The organism is Actinocorallia herbida (genome assembly GCF_003751225.1).
Taxonomy (GTDB): Bacteria; Actinomycetota; Actinomycetes; order Streptosporangiales; family Streptosporangiaceae; genus Actinocorallia; species Actinocorallia herbida.
Genome location: NZ_RJKE01000001.1, coordinates 6004156 through 6028739, shown reverse-complemented (window position 1 = coordinate 6028739; position 24584 = coordinate 6004156). Strand labels below are relative to the sequence as shown.

Below are 24584 nucleotides of genomic sequence, written 5' to 3'. Positions count from 1 at the left end.
AGGACTCCGGGTGGTCGTCGCGTCCGGGCGGCGACCGCCCCTCGTGCCCCGGTCAGGCCGTCGCGGTCCCGTCGTCGGGTGCGGGCTCCCGGGGCTCAAGGAGAGCCTGGGTCTCCGCGGAGACCGGTGCGGTGATCATCCCGACCCAGGCGTCGACATAGTTGTGCAGCTGGAGCTCGCTGATGCGGTGGCCCGAGCGGGCCTGTTCGCCGAGCAGGTTGAGCACGCTGTTGTACAACTGGACGGTCCGGCCGCGCCGCAGCCGCTCGGGCATGTCGCCGAGTGCTCCGCCGACGAGGTCCTGCATCTCCTCCTGGGTCCAGTCGGCTACGTCGGTCGGCCAGTACTCGGTGTTGGCCCGCGGATCCTCCGACAGCCGGGCCAGGAACGGCACGAACATCTCGCCGTCGCGGATCGACTCGACGAGCGGCCGGACCAGGAGCCAGACCACCGCGCGCGGATCGACATGCCCCTCGGCCCGCGTCTGCTCCAGCAGCGTGTCCCGGCGCTTGTCGAGCCGGCCGCTGCGCCACTGGATCAAGGCGCGCACCAGGCCGGTCTTGGAACCGAAGTGGTACACGGTCACGGAGGCGTTCGACTGCCCCGCCTCCTGCTGGATCTCCTTGATGGTCACGGCTTCGACCCCCTTGGCGGCGAAGAGCCGTTCGGCGGTCTCCATGAGGAGAGCACGGGTGCTCTCTCCTGTCACGTGGCGTCGGCGCGGGGTCGTCATGGGCCAATTCTAATCGAAGGTGATTAGAAAGTCTTGACAGGCCCCGGCCATCTGGAGGAACGTTCTGATTGCACCGATCGCATCGACGGTGACCGACACATCCCTGGAGCACGACATGGCGAAGATGTGGACCAACTCCGGCGACTCCCACTTCCTTGAGCCGGACGACGTCTGGACGGCCCGGCTGCCCAAGGCGCTGGCCGACCTCACCCCCAAGTCGCAGAAGGACCCCGACGGAGAGTGGGAGACCGTCTCGGTCGACGGCCAGACCTTCCGCCGCAAGCTGCCCTCGTCGGCCGCGACGATGTTCATCGAGGAGAGCCACAAGCCGCAGGGCGTCCGCGACCCGCGCGCCCGCCTCGGCGACCTGGACAAGGAAGGCGTCTGGGGAGAGGTGATCTTCCCCAGCCTCGGCATGTGGGCGTCCACCTTCCGCACGCCCGAGCTGCTCAAGGCCTGCATGCGCGCCTCGAACGAGTACGCCCTGGAGGAACTCGTCCCCGTCTCCGACCGCTACGTCGTCACCGGCCAGGTCTCCACGCTGCGCGTCGAGGACGCCGTCTCGGAGATCGAGTGGCTCGCTGAGAAGGGCTTCAAGGCGGTCTTCCTGCCGACCACCCCGCACCCGTCGGCGCCGGACTGGCACCGCAACGACTGGGAGCCGTTCTGGGCGATCTGCGAGTCGGCCGGGATCATCCCCGCCTTCCACATCGGCACCGACCCCGTCGACATGACCAGCGGTGGAGCCGGCCAGGTCTACCGGGGCCCCGGCGGCGCGGTCATGAACTACACCGAGACCACCTTCTCCGGCCAGCGCGCCGCCATGAAGCTCGTCGCCTCCGGAGCCCTCGACCGCCACCCCGGTCTGCGCATCCTCATCTCGGAGGGCGGGGCCACCTGGATCCCGTTCCTCGGCGACCGGCTCCTGGAGGGCTACCGCCAGCACCACATGGCGGTGCGGCCCAAGCTCTCGCGCGACCCGAAGGAGATCCTGATGACCCAGGTCTACGCCTCCTTCCAGCACGACGAGACCGCCGTCGCCGCGCACGACGCCATGGGCTACAAGAACGTCATGTTCGGCTCGGACTACCCCCACATGGAGGGCACGTTCGGCCACACCCAGAAGACCCTCGAAGGGCTCTTCGCGGGCGCCTCGCAGGAGACCGTCCACCGAATCACCCAGGGCGCGTTCTACGAGCTCTTCCCCCAGGTGCCGCCGGTTCCGGCCACGACCGACGCGATCGAGGGCTGAGCGACCTTGAGCACCAGCGGACTGCGCGACGTCGCCATCGTCGGCGTCGGCGCGACGGACTACTACAAGCGCGGCGAGTCCTGGCCGCGCACCACCACCGAGCTGGCGTGCGAGGCGATCCTCGCGGCCTGTGAGGACGCGGGCATCAGCGTCCGCGACATCGACGGATTCGCCTACTACTCCGGCGCGGGCGCCGGATACGGCGAGAAGATGGACACCCCGGACTTCATGGAGACCCTCGGGATTCCCGAGGTCACGTTCACCGCGTCGCTGACCTCCGGTGGCGGCGGGTCGGCCGGCTCCATCGGGCTGGCGAGGGCCGCGATCGTCGCGGGGGACGCCACTCACGTCGTCACGGTGATGGCGCTCCAGCAGGCCAAGCAGCGGCTCGGCACCGTGTTCGCCGCGGTCGCGCCCGACCCCGTCAACTCCTTCCTCCAGCCGAGCGGCCTGGCGGGGCCGGGGCACCTCATGTCCGTCCTGGCACGCCGCCACATGCACCTGTACGGCACCCGCCGCGAGGCGTTCGCCGAGATCGCGATCTCCAGCCGGACCAACGCGCTCACCCGGCCGAAGGCCCGGATGAAGAAGCCGATGACGCTGGAGGACTACTTCAACGCGCGGATGATCGCCGAACCGCTGTGCCTGTACGACTTCTGCCAGGAGACCGACGGGGCCGTCGCCGTCATCACGACGAGCCTGGAGCGGGCCCGGGACCTGCGGCAGAAGCCCGTCCCCGTGGTCGGCGTCGCGCACGGCGGCAGCCGGGACTGGGGCCGCGCCTTCGCCTGGATGGGCATGCCGGACGAGACGTTCGCCTCCGCCGGCAACAAGGCCATCGCCGACCGCCTCTACAAGCAGGCGGGCCTCGGCCCTTCGGACATCGATGTGGCCCTGCTGTACGACCACTTCACGCCGATGGTGCTCATGCAGCTGGAGGACTACGGCTTCTGCGAGAAGGGCGAGGGCGGCGCGTTCGTCGAGTCGGGCGCCATCCGCTACGACGGCGGCTCGCTCCCGGTGAACACCCACGGCGGCCAGCTCTCCGAGGCTTACATCATCGGCATGACCCACATCGTGGAGGGCGTCGAGCAGATGCGCGGCACCGCGATCAACCAGGTGGCGGGCGCCGAGCATGCCCTCGTCACCGGCGGCCCCGCCAGCCTCCCGGTCTCCGGGCTCATCCTCGGAAGGGACTCCTGATGACGACCGCCACCGCGACCGCGCTGCCGAGCGACTACGTTCAGATCACCACGAACCCGATCACCGAGCCGTTTTGGGAGGCCGCCAAGGAGCGGCGCCTGGTCGCCCCCCGCTGCTCGGACTGCGGCACCTTCCGCCTGCCGCCGACACCGTACTGCCCGTCCTGCCAGTCGAAGGCCGTCGACTGGACGGAGCTGTCCGGCGAAGCCGTGATCTACAGCTTCGCGGTGGTCCACGGCTTTCCCGGATACCCCGACATCACGCTGGTGCCGGTCGTCGTCGACCTGCCTGATGCCCCCGGCGCCCGACTGATCAGCAACCTGATCGGCGTCGACCCCGCCACGGTCGAGATCGGCCAGCGCCTCACCGTCGACTTCCACCCCATCACCGGCGGCTGGCTGCTGCCGGTCTTCCGCCCGGCCCCGAAGGACTGACCGCCATGAGCGACCACGACGACAACAGCCTCCACGAGAAGCCCCTGGAGTTCCTCCAGAGCATCGGCAACACCGGCGGCTGGTGCGACGGGCAGGCCATCATCCCCTCCGCCGACGGCACCCACTACGACTGCTGGTGCTCCTGCGGCGAATGGTCCGTCCAGGCCCCGACCACCGAAGAGGGCCTCCACGCCGCCCGCATCCACACCGGAAGCGTCTCGGCATGACCTCCCAGCCGAACCCCGAACCGCACAAGGGCTTCGGCGACCTGGGCGAACGCCCCTGGAAAGCGGCGGGCCTCCCGGCGCACCCAGGGGCGGACCCCGCCGCCTACGGCCGCAGCTGGGAGACGCTCGCCAACGCCCTGTCCGGCTTCCTCGACGCTCTGGCCGAATCCGTCCCCGGCCGAGAAACCGTCGAGGCCTTGGCCGCCGATCTCACCACCTGGTCCGACAAGCTCAAGCCCCTGGCCTCTCCTGAACGCGACCGCGTCTTCGGTCGCCGCACGGACCTCCATGGCCGAGGCCAGTCAATGTCCCCGAAGCTCGTCGTGATCCGCTCCGACCGAGATTCGGTGGAGGGAACGGTCCACTTCGGCTCCTACTTCCTAGGCGGCAACGGCGCCGTCCACGGCGGCGCCATCCCCCTGATCTTCGACGAGATCCTGGGCCGCCTGGCCAACTCCGCGGACCGCCCCCCATCCCGCACCGCCTACCTCCACACCGACTTCCGCTCCATCACCCCCATCGGCCCGGACCTGTCCATCCGCGCCTGGTTCGTCAGCGAGGAGGGCCGCAAACGCATCCTCCGCGCCACCATCCACCACGGCGACACCCTCTGCGCCGAAGCCGAAGGCCTCTTTGTGGCCCTGCGGCCTGGTCAGCCATGACCCGTTCACAGGGGGTCGGTCCACCGGGCAGTCGGGCGCGTCGCTGCGGCTGCTGAGGTGATGGAGTCCCGCGCAATCCGAGGCAGACGCGGTCGTACTCCGGAAGGCACCCGAGGACGAGGGTTGTGTCGTAGGTCACTCTCGCTCATACTTGGTTAACCTAGATGACTTTGAAGCTGAAGTCGTCTTACTTGAGGAGAGCGATGCGCCCACTACGACCCCTCAAAAGGACCTCCTCCCTTCTGGCATCGGCCGTCTTGGCCTCGGCCGCCCTCACTACGGCGGGACCGGCCGAGGCGGCGATCCGCGCCTGCACGGTGGCGGCGGTCCAGAGGCTCGCCCCTGCCGGGACGGCCATCACCGCCGCCGTCCGAACGGCTGGCCCCGACCACTGCCTCGTCGACGGGCACGCCACCGTGGCCTCGCCAGGACCCTGGGATATCAAGTTCCGTTTGGCGCTGCCCGACCGCTTCGCCAAACGGCACTTCTTCTTCGCGCAGGGCGGCTCGGGCGGCGGGATAGTCCCGTGGACCGGTCAGGACGAAGGGAACGCCGCAGCACCTCTGGACTACGACTTCAACGAACTCTTGGGACGGGGCTTTGCCGTCACCTCGATGGACAAGGGCACGTCTCCGCTGCACTCCCTCGACTTCAGCTGGCAGGCCGACCCCGTCCAGAAGCTCAACTGGGACAACCGGGCGCTTGAGACCGTCGCCGCGGTGACCCAGGGCCTGACCCGATCCTTCTATGGGACTCGTACGCTGCACCGGTACGTCTCGGGCTGTTCCGGCGGCGGCATGGGCAGCATCAACAACCTGAGGGTTCACGATGGGCGCCGCTTCGACGGAGTGATCGTTGGATCGACAGTGCCTTTGTCCGCGGCCTCCGCTCTTAGCTGGGCACGGATTCTGAAGCGCATCATCCAGAACCCGGACGGCTGGATTCCGCCTCAGAAGCTCCAGGCCGCGCAGAGCGCCATCCTTGCGGCGCACGATGGCGACGACGGGGAGATCGACGGGATCATCGCTGATGGCCGAGGTATCGCGGTTCGCGACGAACTGCTCTCCGAGGCAGGATTCACCGCTGCCCAGATCGCGACCTTCCGGCTCGTGACCACCGACTGGACCTACCACGGCCTCGACGAGCCCGTGCGCGTGCCTGGCTACAGCGTGACCCGCCCGGCGACCTGGTCGGCGTGGTTCGTCGGAGCCGTACCGCCGCCGTGGAACGTGGCGTCGTTCACCTCTCCGTACGGCTTCCTGGTGGCAGAGTCGTCGTTCCGTGCCACCCTCGGCACCGGTGTCGCAGACCTCGACCTGGACGATCCTGCGGTGCACCGTGCCATTCAGTCCGGCACGGCGGACGGCAGCTCTGACGGCGTCTACGACTTCACGGCGTTTCGCGACTCCGGAGGCAAGCTCCTCACCTACTTCGGCGTCGACGACCCGGCGATCCCCTACGAGTGGAGCGAGGCGATCCAGCGTGGAGCTGCGGCCTACGAGTCGGCCACGCCCGGCCTGGACCGCTGGTATCGCGCCTACCTTGTCCCCGGTTTGATGCACTGCTTCGGCGGCGTCGGCCCCTCCGATGTGCCGGAGCGCATGTTGGACGCCATGGTGAACTGGGTGGAGAAGGGGCGAAAGCCACAGGCGATCACCACCACGCGGGAGACGGACGGCCGCACCTTCATTCTTCGCCCCGAGAGACTCCGACGCCCCACCAAGGGATGAGAACTCAGACAGGACATGCCCACCCGGTGGTCCGATCGACGGCAGCGGCCTTGTCGGTCACATCACCTGGCTAGAAGCGCACGGCCGGCCGAGAGCTTCGGCGGCTGTGCGCTTCCATTACTACGCTCAGCACTCGTCGTGGCCTGGCTGGAGCCCCTGAGTACCGCCCCGACGCACCTCTAGCATAGATTACCTAGTAATCTTTGTGGGTCTTCTATCGGAAAGGCAGCGTGTCATGACGAGTGTCGACCTGGCTTCGTTCATCCTCCGGATCGCGCTCGGCGTCGTCCTCGTCGCGCACGGCTGGAACCACGCTTTCGGTGGTGGTGGGCTAGCAGGCACCGCCGGTTGGTTCGCCTCGATCGGGCTGCGGCCGGGACGGCTCCACGCTCTTATGGCGACCGCGACCGAACTGGGGGCTGGCGCTCTGCTTCTGCTCGGCGTCCTGACCCCGCTGGCCGCCGCGGGTGCGGTCGGCACCATGATGGTCGCCCTGGTCACCGCCCATCTGCGCAACGGCTTCTTTGTCTTCCGCCCCGGCCAGGGCTACGAATACGTACTGATGATCATTTTGGCGGCCTGCGCCACGGGGGCTCTGGGCGGCGGCGCGGTCTCGGTGGACGGTCTCCTCGGACTCGACGACGACCTGCACGGCTGGGCAGGGCTCGTCCTCTCAGCGGGAGCGGGAGGGGCCGGGGCGGTGGCGCTGCTCGCTGTCTTCTGGCGGCCCGCAATGATCGCCGAATCGGAAGCGCGGGACTGAAAGTGAAGGCCCCACCTCGCAACGGAGAGGTGGGGCCGTTCCCATGTCGGTTCCGAAGCTGGGCAGCGGACAGGGGCGCCAAGGCCGTCAGAGTGAAAGCGAAGCGCGGAGCTCTGCGCGGAGCTCGGCCTTCTTGACCTTGCCGAGGGGAGTACGCGGAAGCTCCGTGCGGAGCTCGATGCGCTCGGGTGTCTTTTGGCGGGCCAGGCCGGAGGCAGCGAAGTGGGCGCGAATGGTCTCCAGGGTGGGTGCCGCTCCAGGGCGGGCGACGATGACGGCCGCGACCTTCTCACCGTAGTAGGGGTCGGGGATGGCGACGGCTGCGGCGTCGGCGACGCCGGGGCAGGAGAGGAGGACGTCCTCGACCTCGCGGGAGGAGATGGTCTCTCCGGCGCGGATGATGATGTCTTTGGCCCGGTCGGTGATGGTGAGGTAGCCGTCGGCGTCGAGATGGCCGATGTCACCGGTGCGGAGCCAGCCTTCGGGGAGCCAGGTGTCCTCGTCCAAGGAGTCGTCGAGGTAGCCGACGAACTGCTCGGGGCCGCGGCAGACGACCTCTCCATCGGTAGCGGTCGGGACATCGGTGCCGGCCTCGTCGACGATGCGGACCTCGGTGCCGGGGGTCGGGCGGCCGTCGGTGAACTGGCGCTTGTCCAGAGGGTCGTCGTGGCGGCCGGAGGAGATCGTGGGGTGCTCGGTCGAGCCGTAGGAGCGGAAGGCGTTGATGCCGAGCCGGTCGGCACGGGCGACGAGTTCGGCGGGCACCGTGGCGGCCCCCACCAGGTACTCGCGGAGCGTTCCGAGGGGCGCGCCCGTTTCCAGGGCGTCCAGCAGAGTGGCGAGGTGGATCGGGGTGCCGGAGGTGTAGGTGACGCGGTACTCGGGGATGAGATCAAGCGCTCGGGCAGGGTCCCAGCCGTCGAGTACGACGGTGGGCATCGCGTGCAGCAGAGTCCGGAGAAGACCGCACAGACCGGCCACATGGCCGACGGGGAACGAGGCGAGCTGCACCGTGTTTGCTCCGAAGCCGAGGAAGCCCCGCTGGCCGTCTATCTCCGCGAGTACGGCGGCGTGGGTGTGGCGAGCGCCCTTGGGATCGGCCGTGGTCCCCGAGGTGTAGCAGAGCAGCGCGATGTCGGCGGAGGAGACGGACGCAGGCTCCAGGACCGCGTCCGACTCGAGTTCCGCCCAAGGCAGTGTTCCCTCAGCGGGCTCGCCGACCATCGCGATCAGGTCCAGGGTAGGGGCGGCTTCCCGAAGCGCGGGGATCCGTGAGCTGTACTCCAGGGCCCGCCACCGGTCCGGCAGGACGAGGGCACGGGCCCCGGACTGGCGCAGGACGAAGGCGATCTCGCGCAGCCCGTAGATGTGCACGACGGGCAGCAGCGTGGCGCCGGTGAGGAGGACCGCGGCATAGGCGACGGCGGCCTCAGGGCGGTTGGGCAGCTGGACGGCGACGGTGTCGCCCGGTCCTATGCCGCGCTCGCGCAGCCCTGCGGCCACCCGGGACGCGGCGGCGAGCGTCTGCCCGACAGTGCCCGGCACGATGCCTTCAGGAGTGTCGAACACCAGAGGGGAGCCGGAGTCCGCGGCGGCCGCCGCGAGCAGCCTTCCGGCGAGTGTCGTCGAAACCGAGTCCATGAGAGCGGTCCTTCCCGGGGTGGTGGAGCGGTTGCCGATGAGCACGAAGGAAGAGGTGGCGGGTCCGCGGCCGCACGGCCGCGGACCCGCCGAGGAGAAGCTTCGGGACGTCAGGTCAGGCCGTCCTGACGGCTTCCTGGATGCCGTGGGCGAGGTGCAGGACGAGGTCGGGGTCGGAGATCCCGAGGGCGTTGACCGAGTAACGGCCGACGATTCCGGCCCCTCTGGCGACGAGCTTCTTGGGTACCTCGTCGGGCGTCCCGACGACGGCGAAGGTCTCCAGCACCTCGTCGGGGAGCCGCTCGCCCATGCGCACCCATCGGTCCGGGTCACGCCCGAGGGACATGTGGTGCAGCTCCTCGCCGAGGTCCTCCCAGCCGTGCAGGGCAAGGACGGGAAGGTAGGCCGGAGTGGAGGCGTAGAACGCCAACTGCTCGCGGACCACTTTGGCCGAGGCCGCCCACTCTTCATCCGTCCTTCCGGTGACCATGAAGGAGAGATCGACGATCTCGAAGCCGACGGGGACCGTGCCACCCGCGCCGCGTGCGATCGCCGGGACGGTGACCTCCCGTAGATAGCGCTCGGTGCTGAAGCCGTGGACGAGGAGCCCGTCGGCCACGGCGCCCGCGGTCTCGCACATCTTCGTGCCGACGGCGGCCACGAACACCGGGGGAGGAGGGCACTCCGACGGCGGCGTGAACATCGGCGTCATCAGCGTGTGCGTGTAGAACTCGCCGCGGAAGTCGAGCTTGTCGCCCGTCTCCCAGGCCTTCCAGATCGCGCGCAGCGCGGTGACGAACTCGCGCATGCGCGCTGCGGGCGACGACCACGGCATCGAATACCGACGCTCGATGTGGGCCTTGATCTGGCTGCCGAGGCCGAGGATCACTCGGCCTCCGCTGTAGTCCTGCAACGCCCTCGCCTGCGTGGCCAGGGTCATCGGGGTACGGGCGAAGGCGACGAGGATGTTCGTCATCAGCTCCACCCGCTCCGTCACGCCTGCGGCGACGGTCAGGTGCAGCAGCGGGTCACTGCTGAGCTCCGGGGCGGAGATACCGTCGAGTCCCGCCTCCTCCGCGGCACGGGCGAGGGTCACGGTGTCGGCGAGCCGCTGGCCCGGACCCATGATCGGCAGCGCGATCCTGGGGGAGGTATCAGGCAACGTAGTCATCCCAGTTCTCGGAGAGGTAGTTGAGGAACACCGGACCGACGGACTCGGCGACGAAGTGTTCGCGCGGCTTCGGCTGGACCAGGCGGAACTCCGGATCGGCGAGCGCCGCCATGGGAAAGTCGTGGTGCAGGATCGCGCCCGCGCCGATCAGAACGAAGTCGGCGCCCTTGTCCAGGCACCAGGCGGCATCCGAAGCCGAGCCGATCTTCCCCGCGACGCCGAGCCGTGTGCCGCCTCGTGGCAGGTCGGTGAAGTGTTCGATGAGGAGCCTGCCGCGGTGTTCTTCCTCGTAGGTCTCCTTGAACGCGTCCCACAGGGACATGTCGAGGTAGTCGAGGAGACCGGAGTCCAAGACGTCGGCGGCCACGGTGCGGGCTTCCACCAAGGGGATGCCGTTGCGCTCGGGTGTGAGGCGAAGGCCTAGCTGGAAGTCCGAGCCGGTCGACTCCCGGATGCCGCGAAGGATCTCCAGCAGCATCCTCTTCCGGTTCTCCAGCGGGCCGCCGTAGCGGTCGGCGCGGGTATTGCGGGGGCTGAGGAACTGGCAGACCAGGTAGCCGTGGGCGCCGTGCACCTCCACGCCGTGGAAGCCGGCCTGCTCGGCCCGGACGGCCGCCGCCACGTAATCCGCGACGACCTGCTCCACCTCAGCCGTCGTCAGGGCACGAGCGTCCTTGGTGGGATCGTCCCAGGGCGCGATCACCGGCACTCCGGAAAGCCGGGAGTCCGCCCGTCGTCCGGCGTGGTGGATCTGAAGCGAGGACACACTTCCCGCCTCGGCGATCCCGGCGGCCAGCCTGGCCAGACCGGGCAGGAACCGGTCGTCCCAAGCGGCGAGCTGGCCCGGGAAGGCCTGACCCGCCCGAGACACGTGCGCGGAGCACGTCATGACCATTCCGAACCCGCCCTCGGCCCGCCGGACGAGCCACGTGTACTCGTCCTCTGAGAGCGTTCCGTCGCGGTGGCTCTGCATCGTGGTGAGCGGAGCCACCGCGAACCGGTTCGCCCATTCCGGTCCGTGCGCGAACGCCAGGGGAGAGGAGAGCCCGGCCTTCACGCCGACAGTCACGAGAAGCGCTCGATCTCGTACGCGAGCAGGTCGGTCAGGTTGTCGGCCGGAGGGGTCGGCAACGTCACGGCGGCGTCGCGCGTCGGCAGGAGGACGACGGCGGTGCCGGGGGTGGCGACCTGGCCGCGCTGGTTGGTGCAGGCCAGTTCCAGGTGGACCTCGTGGCGGCCGTCGACGACGGTCTTGTCGACGACCTTTCCGGTTACCCAAATGGTGTCGCCGATGTAGTTGAACTTGCGGTGCTGGCAGGACAGCTTCCACAGCCAGGCGTCATCGCCCATCCAGTCGGTGAGGGCGTGGGTGAGCCAGGTTTCGCGCATCGCGCCGTAGTCGTAGCTCATCGGGATGCCGAGCTCGCGGGCCCGCTCGGGCTCCCAGTGCAGGCGCTGGACGGTGTCGGGGATGTTCCGCGGGTTGGCCGGGTACAGGCCGGGGACCTTGCGCCGGACGCCGCGGGCGATCCCGAAGGCGCCGGGGGCGGTGAGCTGCATGCCCCAGCCGATGTGCCAGGTGACGACGTCGGTCACCGTGAGCGGGCCCTTGACTCGCGGCTGGATCTCGTCGCCGACCTGGACGTCCTCCCAGTACCGGGTCTCGGCGCCGCGTCGGGTCTCGGCGTCGTAGGCGGCGTCGATCTCGGCGAGCTGCTCGTCGGTGTAGGGGCTGGTCAGGTCGATCGGGTCGGCCTTCTTGGCGTTCGCGGCCGAGGTGTGCCGCTCGGCGTTGATCCAAGTGCCGCTCTGGACGCAGTGGATCTCGCCGCGGCCGTTGGCGAACAGGAAGTCGTTGGTCACGTGCGCCGTGCGACCACCGAACTTCGAGGCCTTCTCCTGGACACCGACCTGGGCCCGGACGACGTCGCAGCGGTCACCGAGGACCAGCGGCCGGAACCACTGGAACTCCATGACGGCCTGGTAGGACCCCAGTCCAGCGAACGGGTCGCCCTTGAGCAGCGCCTTCTGCTCCGGGGTCACCGGCGGGGAGGCGTTCTCGCCCATCGTGTACATGAAGTTCGGCGGTGCGATCAGCCCGCCCCAGCGCGTCTTCTTGCCGTACTCCGGATCGCACCACAGCGGGTTGGAGTCCCCGTAGCCGTAGGCGAAGTGCCGGGTGCCGTCCGGGGTCACCTCAAGGTTGTGCGGGCTCAGTGGGCGCTCGGGAATGCCGATCCGCTTGCGGGACCGCTCGAACGCTGCGTCGGTCAGGACGCCGAACTGCTCTTCCGTGCTCACCTGTGCCTCCTCAGTGGGTGTCAGGGGGATTATGTTATAGTTCACTCACTAAGTAAACTAGGTTGGAGGAGAGCGATGGAGTTCGGACTACCCTGGCCCGGCGCTGAGGTCGCCCGGGAAGCCGAAGACGCGGGCATCACCGCCTTCTGCACCGGAGACTTCGTCGACAACGACGCCTACGAGGTGCTGGCCGACATGGTCGCCAACACCCGGACGGCCAAGGTTGGCACGGGGATCGCCTACGCCTTCTCCCGGACGCCCTACGCCCATGCGAGCGCGATACGGACCCTGCACAAGAAGGCGCCCGGACGGCTCTTCCTCGGCCTGGGTTCCGGCGCCTACTCCATCAACCGGGACTGGTTCGGCGTCGAGGCAGACAAACCCGTCGCCCGCATGCGTGACCTCGCCGGGGCCGTCCGCGCCTGGCTGCACGCCGAGAACGGCGCCAAGGTCGAGTACGAGGGCCCCTACTACCGGGTGAGCGCCCGGGTCCAGGCCCCAGTTCTAGGCCGACTGGACGTCCCGGTCCTCTTCGCAGCCTTCAACAAGGGCATGGCCGCCGCGGCCGCCGGCCATGCTGACGGCTTGATCGGCCACGGCCTCTTCACCGATCGTTGGTGGAGGGATATCGTGCGCCCCGCCACCGCGAACGCCCCCGAAGGCTTCACCGAGCACGGCTGGCTGATCACCGCCGTCGACGACGAGGCCCCCGAGCGCGCCATCCGCGACGCCCGCCGCATGGTCGGCTTCTACCTGACGGTGAAGACCTACGACCCCTACGTCGAGCACCACGGCTGGACCGAGGAGGTCGAGCGCCAGCGCGACGCCTTCCGCAAGGGCGACATCGACGGCATGGCCGCCGCCGTCACCGACGAGATGCTCGCGGAGATCACCGTCTGCGGCACCACCGCCGAGGCCCGCGCCCAGCTCGCCAAGCGCCAGGCCGAAGGCTCACTGGCCCGCGACCTGACCTACCTCGCCGCCCCGTCCTTCCTCACCAGCGACCGCCGCCGCGCGACCTACGCCCGCAACAGCCTCGCCCTCCTGGAGGGCTGAGGTGAGCCACGTCGAATGCGTCTTCTCCGACGGCTGCGCCCGCATCACGCTCGCCGACCCCGAGCACGGCAACCCGGTCCACCGGGAGTCGGTGGGAGAGCTGTTCGACGCGGTGCGGAGCGCCCGCCGCGACGGCGCCCGAGTCATCGTCCTTGCGGCGCAGGGCCGGTTCTTCTCCGTGGGCGGTGATCTCGGCGCGTTCGCGCGCAGCGCAGACGTGGCCGATTACATCGATGATCTCGCCGACGCCCTGCACCGCGTGGTCAGCGAGCTGGTCCGTGCCGAGGCGATCGTGGTGTCCGTCGTTCAAGGCCATGTCGCAGGCGCCGGCTTCCCCCTGGCCGCGGCGGCCGACATCGTCGTCGCGGCCGAATCCGCCCGGTTCAGCCTCGGCTACACCAAGGTCGGCCTGAACATCGACGGCGGCGCCAGCATGCTGACGCACACACTCGGCCTCCACCGCATGCTCCGCGTCGCTCTCCTCAACGACACCCTGACGGCGCAGGAAGCCCATGCCGCCGGGCTCATCGCGCGTGTCGTGCCGGACGCGGACCTCGCCAAGACATCTGAAGAACTGGTGGCCCAGCTGCTGCGCGGTCCCGTCGGTGCACTGGCGTCCACCAAGCGCCTCCTGCGCGCCGCAGTAGAACCCGACCCCGAGAGCGTGATGCGCCGAGAGGCCCTGGCGATCCGCCTCAACGCCGCTACCCCCGACGGACGAGAGGGCGTCACGGCGTTCCTCGAAAAGCGCCCGCCCATGTTCGAGTAGAAGATCGGTGAGGTCGGGCGCCGGATCTGTGGCCCCGGCGCCCGACTGTCTCAGCGGACGGAGAAGCCCGCGTCAAGGGCCCATTGGGTGCCGGTGATGTAGTGGGCCTCGTCGGAGACGAGGAAGGCGACGGCGTTGGCTATGTCCTCGGGCTGGAGGATCTGGATCGGCAGGGCGTTCTGCATCTGGGAGACGTTGCTGCCCGCCGCGGCGGCCATCTTCGCCATGGCCGGGTTCATGGTCATGCCGGAGAGGACTCCGGTCGGGTGGACCGTGTTGACCCGGATGGATTCCGGGGCGTACTGGTTGGCGAGGACCTGCATGTAGCCGACGAGGCCGCGTTTGGCGGCGGTGTAGGCCTGAGCGCTGGGCTCGTCGGACGCGGTGCCCTTGAGGCCGGCGCTGGAGCTGACGAGGACGATCGAGCCGCCGCGGCCACCCTCGCGCATTCGGCCGATGGAGGCCTGGACGGTATTGAACGCGCCGGTCAGCAGGACGTCGATGGTGTCCTGCCATTCCCGGACGGGGTCGCGGCTGTCGCCGAAGCGGATCATGCCTGCGTTGGCCAGCACGATGTCGACCCTCCCGAACCGGGCGTACCCGTCCTCGAACGCGGCGCGCAGGCCCTCTGCGTCGCGGACGTCGGCCTTGCGGGCGATCATCGTGCGGCCCTCGCGCTCGACGAGGAGGCGGGTCTCCTCCAGGTCCTCCGGTGAGGCGCACGGGTAGTTGAAGGTCTCGATGTCCGCGCAGATGTCGATGCCGATGATGTCGGCGCCTTCGCGGGCCAGCCGGACGGCGTGGGCGCGGCCCTGGCCGCGGGCGGCCCCGGTGATGAAGGCGACGCGGCCTTCGAGTGGGCTCATGGTTCTTCTCCCGGATGCCGAAAGGTCAGTTCAGGCCGATGGCGATGGACTTCAGGCGGAGGAACTCCTCGAATCCGGCCCGTCCGCCCTCCTTGCCGACGCCGCTGATGCCGATCCCGCCGAAGGGCCGGTGCGCGGCGAGGTTCATGGCCCCGTTGACGAGGACCTCGCCGGTCTCCAGTTCCGCGGCGATGCGGGTGGCCCGCTTGAGGTCCCGGGTCTGGATGTACGCCGAGAGCCCGTAGCGCGTCGCGTTGGCGATCTCGATTGCTTCCTCGTCGGTCTGGAAGCGCGTGATCGCGAGGACGGGGCCGAAGACCTCGTTCTGCGCCAGTTCGGACCGGGGGTCGACGGCTGCGAAGACGGTCGGCTCGATGAAGTATCCGGGCCGGTCGAGCCTGCGGCCCCCGGTCACGAGCGTCGCCCCGTCGGCCTGGGCGCGCTCGATCATGCCCATGATCCGCGAGACCGCCGCCTCGTTGACCACCGGCCCGTTAACTGTCCCGGGATCCAGCGGATCACCGGTCGTGATCGCGCCCGCGAGGTTCCGCACACCCTCGACCACCTGGTCGTAGACGGACGTGTGGACGAGCATCCGCGTCGGCAACGCGCAACCCTGGCCGGTCAGCGCGCCGACGGACATGAACGTGCCGTGGAAGCAGGCGGCCTCCAGGTCGGCGTCCTCCAAGATGATGTTGGCCGACTTGCCGCCCAGTTCCAGGACGACTGGCTTCATCGTGGGCGCGCACGCCTCAAGGATCTTCGTCGCGGTCGCCGGGCCGCCGGTGAAGCTGACCTTCTTGACCAGTTCGTGCGTGACCAGGTGCCGCCCCGCCGCGGCGTCGCCGGGAATTAGGTTGATGACGCCGGGCGGGAACCCCGCCCGCTCGACGAGGTCCATGAACAGCTCGCCGCTGAACGGCGTCAGCTCGCTCGGCTTCACCACGACCGTGTTCCCGGCGGCCACCGCCGGGGGCACCTTCATGGCCAGCGAGATCAGCGGCCCGTTCCAGGTGATGATGACGGCGATGACCCCGTACGGCTCGGCCAGGGTGTACCCGAGCTCACCGTCCTGCAGGGGATTCCCGGTGACGTCGCCGATCATCTTGTCGGCCCACCCCGCGTAATAGCGGGTCCACTCCGAGGCCAGGGGCGGGAATGCCGCACCGCCGGTGACGGATGTGCCGTTGTCGAGGGCGCCGAGCCGGGCGAACTCCGCGGAGTGACCGTCGATGAGGTCCGCCAGGCGCAGCAGGTGGGTGCGGCGCTGCGCGGGGGAGGCGCGCCGCCAGCCGTCGTAGGCCGCGTGCGCGGCTTGGACGGCGCTCTCGACGTCCTTCTCGCCGGCAAGCGGGACGCGGGCATTGGCAGCGCCGGTCGCAGGGTCGATGTGGTCGTGGAAGCCTCCTGCGCCGGTGCCGAGTCGCTCACCGCCGATGTGCAGGTGAACGGCGGGAGGGGTGCGGTCGGTCATGATGCCCTTTCTGGGGTGGCCGGCGCGCCGAGATAGGCCGCTTCGAGGTTTTCGGGGTCCGCGATCAGGTCAGCAGCCGCGCCGCTGAGGACCTGCTCGCCGTGCGCGAGGACGACGGCGGTGTCGGCGGTCTGCAGCGCGAGTGAGACGTGCTGCTCGACCAGGACGACGGAGGTGCCGGTCTCGTCGGCGACCCGGCGGATCACCGGCAGCAGGCCCTGGACGATCACCGGTGCGAGCCCCATGGACAGCTCGTCGATGAGCAGCACCTTGGGGTCCTGGACCAGCGCGCGGCCCAGGGCGAGCATCTGCTGCTCGCCGCCGGACAGGGCTCCCGCGTTGACCTTGAGCCGCTCTCGAAGCCGAGGGAAGAGGTCGAGTACGTCGGCGACCCTGCCGCGCCGGACCGCTGCGAGGCGGAGGTTCTCGGCGACGGTGAGCGTGGTGAACAGCGATCGGTCGTCGGGCACGAGGACCAGGCCCTGCCGGGCGGCCTGCCTGGGCTTGCCGGAGGGCAGATCGGCCCCGTCAACGCGCACGGTGCCTTCCCCGTGCCGGAGCAGACCGGAGAGGGCGAGCAGCGTCGTGCTCTTGCCCGCCCCGTTGGGGCCGAGCAGGGCCAGCACCTCGCCTGCGCCGAGGCGCAGGTCGATCCCCCGGATGACGGGGGCGCGGGAGTACCCGGCGGTCAGGCCGGTCACCTCCAGCCGGGCGGCGGTCATGAGGGGACCTCCTCGGTCTGGGCAGCGGGCTCCGGTGGGTGGGCGCCGCCGAGGTAGGCCGCGACGACGGCCGGGTCGGCCTTGATCTCCTCGGGGGTGCCGACCGCGATGACCCGGCCGAGGTCGAGTACGACGACGCGGTCGCAGACGTCGAGGACGAGGCCCATGTCGTGCTCGACCATCACCACGGTGACGCCGCCGGACCGGGCTGCCCGGAGCCGTTCCCCGAGCCATCGGCTCTCGGCCGAGTCCAGTCCGGCCGCTGGTTCGTCGAGCAGGACGACCTTCGGCCTCCCGGCGAGGGCGCGGGCGACCGAGACGAGCTGGCGGCGGCCCTGGGAGAGTTCGGCGACCGGGCGGTCGGCCACGTCGGTCAGTTCCAGCGTGCCGAAGAGCCGGTCGAGGTCGGGCTCCGGCGCCCTCCCGGCGCCGGCCCGGGAGACTGCGGCGACCGTGCCGACCAGGACGTTCTCCCGCACGGTGAGGTCGTCGTACAGCTCGATGCCCTGGAAGGTGCGGCCCAGGCCGCCCCTGCTGCGCCGGTGCGGGGGGAGCCCGTCGAGCCCGCGGCCGTCGAGCGACACCGAGCCGGTGCAGCGGGCGTAGCCGGACAGGGCGTCGACCAGGGTCGTCTTGCCCGCGCCGTTGGGGCCGATCAGCCCGAGGATCTCGCCTTCGCGGACCTCGAACGACACGTCCTCCAGCGCGACCACCCCGCCGTACCGCACCCCCACGGAGCCGACGGTGAGCACCGCGTTGCCGGGGGGCTCCACCGTCTGGAGGTCAAGGGCCTGCGCTTCCGCCGCGGGTCCGGGGGAAGGCCGCTGCCGGAACCTCGCGGCGAGGTCGTGGAGGGGGCCGACGATGCCCTCGGGATTGCGGATCACGGTGACGACCAGCAGCAGGCCCATCACGATCCCGAAGTAGGTGCCGAATCCGATCCAGCGGTCGAGGGCGAGGAACACGATGCCCCCCGACGCGATGAGGCCCGCCGTGATCCCGCCCGCCACCGAGGAGACGCCGGCCAGGTACACCATCGCGAACAGGCCGATGCCGCCCAGCGCGGTGAACGAGGAGGCTGACGCCACGTTCTGCTGGTAGCCGATCAGCGTGCCGCCGATCGCCGCGATGAAGGAGCCGATGGCGAACGCCGCGACCTTGACGCGGCGCACGTCGATGCCCGCAGCCGCGGCCGAACGCTCGTTGGCCCGCACCGCCAGCATCGATGCCCCGAGCCTGCTGGTGCGCAGCCGCGCCGTCCCGAGCGCGACCAGGGTCAGCACCGCGAGGCAGAGCAGTCCGAAGGCGATGCGGGGATAGCCCTCGCCCGCGCCGATGCCGAGCTCCATCCCGAAAAGTGACGGGGGTTCTATCGGCGCTCCGGTCAGGCCCCCGTTGAAGTCGGCGTTGCGGAACCAGGCGGCCTCCACGGTCACCGCCATCGCGAGAGTGACGACGGCGACCGGCAGGCCGCGCAGGCGCAGCGCGGGCAGTCCGACCAGGACACCGATGGCGGTGGCGATCAGCGCCGCGAGGATCGGGGCGACGGGGAAGGGCAGCCCGGCATCGGTGGTGAGCCGGGTCAGGGAGAACGCCGCCACCCCGGCGACGGCGAGCTGGGCCAGCGAGACCTGGCCCGCGTAACCGGTGACGACGACCTGGGACAGGCCGAGGACGCCGAAGACGAAGCTCGTGATCACCGCGGCGCGCACCGAGCCATCGGTCGCCATGAGCAGGACGACCGCGGGTACGAGCGCGGCAAGGGGCAGCAGCACTCCGCGTGGCCGCGGTGCCCGGCCGAGCGAGGGCGGGAGGAGCGAGCCGCGCCGGGGAAGCCGGTCACCGCGCAGGACGAGCAGTATGAGGATGACGAGCAGGGGGATCAGCTCGGCGGTGCCCGCGGAGGGGAACCAGTCCCAGGTGGCCTGAAGGTAGGTCGCCTCGGACTGGAGCATGCCGATGGCCAGCCCGGCGAGGATCGCCGGGCCGAGCCGGGTGAAGCCGCCTGCCAGCGCCGCCGCCAGGGCGGGGACGATGAAGAGCGTGTAGGACAGCGGGATCAGCGGGACGATGGGCGCGATGAGAATGCCGGACAGTCCGGCGACGACCGAGGACATTGCCCAGTTCATCGCCGCGATCCGGTCTGGGGACAGGCCCGAGACCAGTGCGCCCCGCTCGGACTCCGCGACCGCCCGGGTCGCCAGGCCGAACCGCGTGAACCGGACCGAGAGCGTCAGGGCGACGCCGAGCGCGATCACGATGCCCGCGAACCAGAGCCGGTCGGCGGGCACCCGGACGTCGCCCCAGGTGTAGACCGATCCCGGCAGGATCTCCTGCACGGAGACCGGGTTCGTCCCGACGCGCTGGGCGAGCAGCGCCTGCACCAGCAGCATGACGCCGATGGAGGCCACCGCCTTGGCGACGGGCGAGGCGGCGCGGAGCGGCCGGAACACCAGCCCGTAAAGGAGCAGACCCAGCATGGCCGCGACAGCCAGGGAGACGACGAGGGAGAACAGGAGGGTCTGCGGCGCCCCCAGGCTCAAGCTCTGCTTGAGCCCGGGGACGGGCAGGAGCAGTTCGCCCTTGCGCAGGAAGGCGAAGGTGTAGGCGACGTAGAGGGCGACCGCGCCGGTGGCGAAGTTGACGACGCCGGAGCTGCGGTAGGTGACGACGAGGGCCATGCCGAGCGCGGCGTAGACCGCGCCGCTGCCGAGACCGAGGATCAGGAAGGCCAGGTGTTCGGTCAAAGAGATGGGCGCTTTCTCTTCGAAGGTGCGCAGGGCATCGGGCTCAGCCGAGCAGGTCGACGTTCGACGGCGTGCCCTTGGCGTCGAGGTCGCCGACGAGGACGAAGTTCGCGCAAGGGGCAGGCAGGCCGGGGATCGCCTTGCCGTCGCAGGTCATCGTGGCGCCGTGCGCGAGGGGGACCGGCACGTCCTTCGCCGTGCGGAGCGCCGCGGCGATGGCGTCCTTGGTGGGCTCGCCCTTCAGACCGGCGACCGCCCTGATGAAGCCGAACATGGACTGGAAGCCCGACTGCGCCGCTCCTTCGGTCTTCTGCCCGGGCGCGTACTTCGCCATGACCGCGCGGTAGAGCCTGGACTCGGCGTGGTCGCCGCTGGCGTCGGTCGAGGTCATGAGCTTGGCGCCGTCCATGACGTCGCCCGCCGCCTCGACGGTGGACGAGTCGAGGCAGGGCGTGATCAGCAGCTTGTCGCCCTGGTAGCCGACCGTGCCGAGGCCCTTGAGGGTCGAGGTGCACATGGTGGCGTCGCCGACGACGCCGACGGCTCCGGGCTCACCCTTGAGCCCGGCCGCCACCTGGGAGGTGGCGTCCGGAGTGCCCAGCGGGATCGGCGTGACGGCGATGTCGACGCCAGCGGCCTTGAAGGCGGGCTCACCCATGGCTTTGGCTCCCGCGACGACCGCGGTGTTGTCGGTGACGAAGAGGGTGAAGGACTTGTAGCCGTTCTTGGCGGCGTAGCCGGCCATGCCGGTGAGGATGCCGGGGAAGCCGCCGGTCCAGAAGAACGCCGGGTCGCCCGTCAACTCCGAGCCCGCAGCGCCGTTGTATCCGGTGTAGGAGATTCCGGCTTTGGTGATGATGGGCGCCATCGCGTCGCCCTGGCCGCTGTTGAGGACGACGACTCCGGCGACACCGGCCTCGACCATCTGGTTCGCGCAGCCGGCGGCCGAGGTCGCGTCCTCCTTGCTCTTGCAGATGACGGCCTCGATCGGACGGCCGCTGATGCCGCCCAGGTGCTCGTTCGCGTAGGCGATCGCGGCCTCCGCCGCGATCCGGCCTTCGGGCTGGGAGATCGCCGGCCCGTCTTCGGCGTTGATGATGCCGATCTTGACCGGCGTTCCTTCGGCCTTCCGTCCGGCGAAGGTCCCGTCGGGCGCCTCGGAGAGGGCGGCGTTGTCGGTGGCGACGTCGTTCGCGGCGTCCTCGGCACAGGCGGTCGCGCCCAGAAGGACGGCCGCGACGACGGCCCCGGTGGTGAAGCGGCGCAGGGAGCTGGTGTGCTGCATGGGGGTGGCACCCTTCACGTATGTGACTTAGAACACTAGGTTCACTGGCTGAGGTGAAATTAGACGCTCCATCGCCGCTGTGTCAATGAACGGGCGGGTGCCGAGGGCCGGTTCTGAGGGGTCCGCGGTCAGTGATCGGCGCGGTATCGGCCGCACATGAACAAGTCGATGCTCGACTTCGTGCAGTTCAGCCAGTTGTTGACATCGGACGTCCTTTCGGCGAGATTGGCCGCGACAGCCAGCACGTGCCTTCGAAGGGGGCTGAACCTCTGGAGCGCCGGCTACCGGAGCAACTCCTCCCCAGCGCCACGGATGGGGTCTTCGGGCCATCTGACGATTACCTGCACCCGTGATTGCGTCGATCACTTCAAGCAGCACCACGGCCTGCTGGTCGACGGCATCTTCGGGCGGCCAGCAGCGCAACGCCGACGTCTGGGTGGTCGGCTGCGCCGACAAGATCTCCTACAACTGATCGGCGAAAGCCGCCGAACAGGAACTAATGCCACCAGGTGGTGAGGGCTTCGAGGTGGCGGCGCATGCGGTGGCGGGCCAGGATCTCGTCGCCGTCGAGGAGCGCGCTGAGGACGCGTTCGTGGATGTGCGCGACCTGGGCCGCGGTCTCCTGGGCGGGGAGGGCGGGGATTTGCCCGGCGCTGTGCCGGATCCACAGTTCAGTGAGGATGCGCTGGAAGAGCGTCAGGACGGGGTTGCCCGCGAGTTCGGTGAGTTCGGTGTGGAAAAGGTCGGCGGGGCTCCGGCCGTCGGCCGCAGGCTCGGACGTACGCGCGATCGCGGCGCGCAGCCGGCCGGCCACCTCGGGGTCGGTGCGTCGGGCCATGACCAGCCGGAGCGCGCCGAGTTCGATCGCGTCCCGCACCACCCGCAGGTCCTCACCGGTGACGCCCTGGTAGTCGAGGTACAGCGCCATGGTCTCCACGGTCGCCCCGGGGTCTGGTTCGGCGACGACGAGTCCGCCGCCGGGGCCTCTGCGCGTCCGGGCGACCGAATGGTACTCCAGCAGCCGGACCGCCTCGCGGAACACCGCACGGCTGGCGCCGTAGCGCTCCAGCAGGCCGGCCTCGGACCCCAGGACGGTTCCGGCGGGCAGAGCACCGTCGGAGATCTCGCGGCCCATCTGGTCGGCGAGCACCTCCGCGCGCTTGCCCTCGGGCGGAGGTTCGATCTCCATGGGCCAGACGGCCTCGGTACGGCCGAGCCACTCCTCTACCTTGGCCAGGTGGGCGGTCAGATGAATCTCCGCGAGGCTGGAGTCGCCCGCGATCACCGCGTCGACGATCTGGCCGTGGTCCAGCCGCGCCGTTTCGATGGCAGCCTCGGCCACAGGTCCGCTCGGCACGGTGTACCTGGAGTTGAGCCGGATGAGGATGTCGATGAACAGCCGGAGTGCGGGATTCCCGGACAGCTCGCCGAGCAGCGTGTGAATCGGATCCGACCACCGCTCGGCGGTGTTGTCGTCGTGGGCCGCAGCGCGGAGTCGCGTTACCCCGTCCTCGGTGAGCCGTGCCGCGGCGAGAGCGGCCGCGTGCGGCTCCAGCAGCAGACGGGTGTGCACCACCTGCTCGATCGTGGTGCCCACGTGTCCCAGGTAGATGAGCGCGGCCCGGGTGGGCGCGCTGGTCTCGGGGGCCGTGACGAAGAGGCCGCCTCCCGGTCCTCTGCGCATCGCCGCGACTTGGTGGTGCTCCACCAGTCGCACGGCCTCGCGCAGCACGGACCGGCTCACCCCGAACCGGTCCTGGAGGTGGGGTTCGGCGCCCAGGTTGCGCCCGACGGGCCAGCCCAGGGCGATGACCTCGTTCTCGATCAGGCGGGCGAGCCGGGCCGCGAGCGTCTCGGGACGCATGCCCACCGCCGCCATGATCTGCTCCCTTCCGGGGGTTGAGTGCCCTCAGTTTAGTGGGGAGAGTCCGGTCACCTGCCCGCCTGCCGCTGTGATCCTTCTTATCCGTGTCCCTAATCGTTCGCGTGGCTCGCGGTGCGAAGGGCCGGTCATGGCGCGACAGCGCACGACGCAGTCGTGCAGCAGGGCGCGGCGGTGGTCGTGGTCGGGCAGCGGGATCGTCGGCCTTCGCGGCGTAGAAGGCACTGGCGGGCGACCACGTCCACGCCATGGCGATGATCAGGCCCATCAGGTCGGCGGGGTCGTCCTCGCACACGCGTCCGGCAGCTCGCGCGGCGTCGATGGCGGCGATCTTCGGGCCGTTGGCGGGCTGTTGGCCAGGCGGCCAGTCGGGCGGCGCTCCAGCCGCAGTCGGGTTGCGAGGCACGCCACCACCACTACCTGGCTGGCGCAGAACCCTAAGGTGTCTAACATAGTAAACTATGTTAGACACCTTAGGGCAGACGGCGAGGAGTGGCGCAGTGGGGCTCATTCAGGATCGGGGAATCGAAAGCGGGTCGCGGCTGGATGCGACGCCGTCCCCGCGCGCGGCTGGCGGCACCGTAGGTGGGCGGCCACGGGAGAGGCCCTCGGCGGAGAAGGTCCGGCCGGGGGTGTGGAGCGTTCCGGTGCCGCTGCCCGGTGCGCCCGGGTATGTGCTGGTGTACGTGCTGGAGAGTGACCGGGGGCCGTATCTCGTCGATGCGGGGTGGGATACGCCTGAGGCGCTGGTGGCGCTGGAGGCGGGCCTCGCGGAGATCGGGACTGCGGTGGGCGAGGTCCAGGGCGTGCTCGCGACCCATGCCCACCTCGACCACTTCGGCATCGCGGGGCGGGTGCGCGCGCTCTCGGGCGCCTGGGTCGGGCTGCATCCCGCCGATGTGCCCGTGCTCAGGCACTTCGCGAGCGATCCTGCGGGCCGGGTGGAACGGCTCATGCGCAGGGCGGGGGCACCCGAGGACGCGATTGCGGGAGCCGTGGACAACCTGGGACGCGCCCCTCTCGACCTCCCGATGCCGGACGTCGAGCTGCGCGACGGCGCATGGGCGCCTGTGCCCGGACGACGGCTGCGGACGATCTGGACGCCCGGCCACTCACCGGGCCACCTGTGCTTCTGGGAGGAAGGCCAACGCCTCCTCTTCTCCGGCGACCACGTCCTGCCGCGGATCGTGGCAGGGCTGCCGGAGCCCTCCACGCCGGAGCACGATCCGCTCGGCGACTGCCTCGACTCCCTCGACAAGGTGCGGGACCTGCCGGCCGAGGAGATCCTCGCCGCGCACGAGCACAGGTTCACGGGCCTGCCGGGCAGGGTGGCCGAGATCAAGGAGTTCCACGAGGACCGGATCGCGCGCGCGTTGGCGGCCGTCGGAACCGAGTCCGTGACCGCCTGGGAGGTGGCCGCCGGCGACCTGCGCCGCAGCCGGCCGCTCGCCGACCTGCGTGGCTTCGCGCTGAGTGTCGCCCTGTCGGAGGCGATGGCCTGCCTGAAGCTCCTCGCCCGCCGCGGGCTGGTCGTCGAGCACGGAGGTGCGACGGAACGGTGGTCGAGACCGGGCCTCGGGTAGCGCGGCCCCACCGCTTCGTATGGGTGCCATCAGGCCGTCCCGTCGTGGGGCGGCCTGCTATCCGTGCCAATGCCGAAACCGAA

At 70.0% G+C, this 24584-nt stretch carries 22 protein-coding genes; 11 read left to right on the top strand and 11 right to left on the bottom strand.

The genetic code is table 11. The features are described from left to right. Nucleotides 1–52: 52 nt before the first annotated feature. On the bottom strand, nucleotides 53–733 hold the full coding sequence (locus EDD29_RS27345; protein WP_123667136.1) for a TetR/AcrR family transcriptional regulator: 681 nt from the start codon (nucleotides 731–733) through the stop codon (nucleotides 53–55). Nucleotides 734–821: 88 nt separating this feature from the next. Here EDD29_RS27345 and EDD29_RS27340 point away from each other — a divergent pair, with 88 nt between their 5' ends. From EDD29_RS27340 to EDD29_RS27310, 7 genes are all read left to right on the top strand, one after another. Further along, nucleotides 822–1985 carry an amidohydrolase family protein gene (locus EDD29_RS27340; protein ID WP_211359934.1) on the top strand — a complete coding sequence of 388 codons (1164 nt, stop codon included), beginning with the start codon at nucleotides 822–824 and terminating at the stop codon, nucleotides 1983–1985. Nucleotides 1986–1991: 6 nt separating this feature from the next. Then, complete coding sequence (locus tag EDD29_RS27335; protein WP_123667134.1) at nucleotides 1992–3188, top strand: thiolase C-terminal domain-containing protein; 1197 nt, start codon at nucleotides 1992–1994, stop codon at nucleotides 3186–3188. Next, nucleotides 3188–3622, top strand: coding sequence for a Zn-ribbon domain-containing OB-fold protein (locus tag EDD29_RS27330; protein WP_123667133.1), 435 nt, complete (start codon nucleotides 3188–3190; stop codon nucleotides 3620–3622). Before EDD29_RS27335 ends, EDD29_RS27330 begins: the two co-directional genes overlap by 1 nt. A gap of 5 nt (nucleotides 3623–3627) precedes the next feature. After that, nucleotides 3628–3849 carry a hypothetical protein gene (locus EDD29_RS27325; RefSeq protein WP_123667132.1) on the top strand — a complete coding sequence of 74 codons (222 nt, stop codon included), beginning with the start codon at nucleotides 3628–3630 and terminating at the stop codon, nucleotides 3847–3849. Next, nucleotides 3846–4511, top strand: coding sequence for a PaaI family thioesterase (locus EDD29_RS27320; protein ID WP_211359933.1), 666 nt, complete (start codon nucleotides 3846–3848; stop codon nucleotides 4509–4511). Before EDD29_RS27325 ends, EDD29_RS27320 begins: the two co-directional genes overlap by 4 nt. Nucleotides 4512–4768: 257 nt before the next feature. After that, the gene (locus tag EDD29_RS27315; RefSeq protein ID WP_170201601.1) at nucleotides 4769–6241 is read left to right on the top strand and encodes a tannase/feruloyl esterase family alpha/beta hydrolase; all 1473 of its coding nucleotides are present in this window, start codon (nucleotides 4769–4771) and stop codon (nucleotides 6239–6241) included. Between the two features lie 235 nt (nucleotides 6242–6476). Next, the gene (locus EDD29_RS27310; protein WP_123667130.1) at nucleotides 6477–7004 is read left to right on the top strand and encodes a DoxX family protein; all 528 of its coding nucleotides are present in this window, start codon (nucleotides 6477–6479) and stop codon (nucleotides 7002–7004) included. An 87-nt stretch (nucleotides 7005–7091) separates the two neighbouring features. Here EDD29_RS27310 and EDD29_RS27305 read toward each other — a convergent pair whose 3' ends face one another. From EDD29_RS27305 to EDD29_RS27290, 4 genes are all read right to left on the bottom strand, one after another. Beyond that, nucleotides 7092–8645: a class I adenylate-forming enzyme family protein gene (locus tag EDD29_RS27305; protein ID WP_123667129.1), complete on the bottom strand. Its 1554-nt coding sequence runs from the start codon at nucleotides 8643–8645 to the stop codon at nucleotides 7092–7094. Nucleotides 8646–8760: 115 nt separating this feature from the next. Continuing rightward, complete coding sequence (locus tag EDD29_RS27300) at nucleotides 8761–9807, bottom strand: TIGR03617 family F420-dependent LLM class oxidoreductase (protein ID WP_211359932.1); 1047 nt, start codon at nucleotides 9805–9807, stop codon at nucleotides 8761–8763. Beyond that, nucleotides 9800–10885, bottom strand: coding sequence for an NADH:flavin oxidoreductase (locus EDD29_RS27295; protein ID WP_211359931.1), 1086 nt, complete (start codon nucleotides 10883–10885; stop codon nucleotides 9800–9802). The genes EDD29_RS27300 and EDD29_RS27295 overlap by 8 nt, the downstream gene beginning before the upstream one ends. Then, nucleotides 10882–12117, bottom strand: a complete 1236-nt coding sequence (locus EDD29_RS27290) for an FAS1-like dehydratase domain-containing protein (RefSeq protein WP_123667127.1) — start codon at nucleotides 12115–12117, stop codon at nucleotides 10882–10884. Before EDD29_RS27290 ends, EDD29_RS27295 begins: the two co-directional genes overlap by 4 nt. A 75-nt stretch (nucleotides 12118–12192) precedes the next feature. Between EDD29_RS27290 and EDD29_RS27285 the strand changes: the two genes are divergently transcribed. Together EDD29_RS27285 and EDD29_RS27280 are read left to right on the top strand one after the other, a co-directional pair. Then, a complete protein-coding gene (locus EDD29_RS27285) occupies nucleotides 12193–13173 on the top strand; it encodes an LLM class flavin-dependent oxidoreductase (RefSeq protein ID WP_123667126.1) in 981 nt (326 codons plus the stop codon). Between the two features lies 1 nt (nucleotide 13174). Then, on the top strand, nucleotides 13175–13942 hold the full coding sequence (locus EDD29_RS27280) for an enoyl-CoA hydratase/isomerase family protein (RefSeq protein ID WP_123667125.1): 768 nt from the start codon (nucleotides 13175–13177) through the stop codon (nucleotides 13940–13942). A 50-nt stretch (nucleotides 13943–13992) separates the two neighbouring features. On the opposite strand, the gene EDD29_RS27275 is transcribed toward EDD29_RS27280, so the two are convergent. The 5 genes from EDD29_RS27275 to EDD29_RS27255 are packed head-to-tail and all read right to left on the bottom strand — an operon-like array spanning nucleotide 13993 to nucleotide 21036. Next, nucleotides 13993–14808, bottom strand: a complete 816-nt coding sequence (locus tag EDD29_RS27275) for a mycofactocin-coupled SDR family oxidoreductase (RefSeq protein ID WP_123667124.1) — start codon at nucleotides 14806–14808, stop codon at nucleotides 13993–13995. Between the two features lie 25 nt (nucleotides 14809–14833). Then, the gene (locus tag EDD29_RS27270) at nucleotides 14834–16282 is read right to left on the bottom strand and encodes an aldehyde dehydrogenase family protein (protein WP_123667123.1); all 1449 of its coding nucleotides are present in this window, start codon (nucleotides 16280–16282) and stop codon (nucleotides 14834–14836) included. Beyond that, entirely contained in the window at nucleotides 16279–17004 is a 726-nt protein-coding gene (locus EDD29_RS27265; protein ID WP_123667122.1) for an ABC transporter ATP-binding protein, read from the bottom strand. Before EDD29_RS27265 ends, EDD29_RS27270 begins: the two co-directional genes overlap by 4 nt. Further along, entirely contained in the window at nucleotides 17001–19751 is a 2751-nt protein-coding gene (locus EDD29_RS27260; RefSeq protein WP_123667121.1) for a branched-chain amino acid ABC transporter permease/ATP-binding protein, read from the bottom strand. The genes EDD29_RS27265 and EDD29_RS27260 overlap by 4 nt, the downstream gene beginning before the upstream one ends. A gap of 43 nt (nucleotides 19752–19794) precedes the next feature. Continuing rightward, nucleotides 19795–21036: an ABC transporter substrate-binding protein gene (locus EDD29_RS27255; RefSeq protein WP_123667120.1), complete on the bottom strand. Its 1242-nt coding sequence runs from the start codon at nucleotides 21034–21036 to the stop codon at nucleotides 19795–19797. A 349-nt stretch (nucleotides 21037–21385) separates the two neighbouring features. On the opposite strand from EDD29_RS27255, the gene EDD29_RS47810 reads away from it, so the two are divergent. Then, a complete protein-coding gene (locus tag EDD29_RS47810) occupies nucleotides 21386–21508 on the top strand; it encodes a hypothetical protein (RefSeq protein ID WP_281280950.1) in 123 nt (40 codons plus the stop codon). Nucleotides 21509–21532: 24 nt separating this feature from the next. On the opposite strand, the gene EDD29_RS27250 is transcribed toward EDD29_RS47810, so the two are convergent. Continuing rightward, complete coding sequence (locus tag EDD29_RS27250; protein WP_123667119.1) at nucleotides 21533–22915, bottom strand: FadR/GntR family transcriptional regulator; 1383 nt, start codon at nucleotides 22913–22915, stop codon at nucleotides 21533–21535. A gap of 650 nt (nucleotides 22916–23565) precedes the next feature. Between EDD29_RS27250 and EDD29_RS27245 the strand changes: the two genes are divergently transcribed. Beyond that, nucleotides 23566–24501 (top strand): MBL fold metallo-hydrolase, encoded by a 936-nt coding sequence (locus EDD29_RS27245; RefSeq protein ID WP_246053049.1) that lies wholly within the window; start codon nucleotides 23566–23568, stop codon nucleotides 24499–24501. Nucleotides 24502–24584 lie beyond the last annotated feature (83 nt).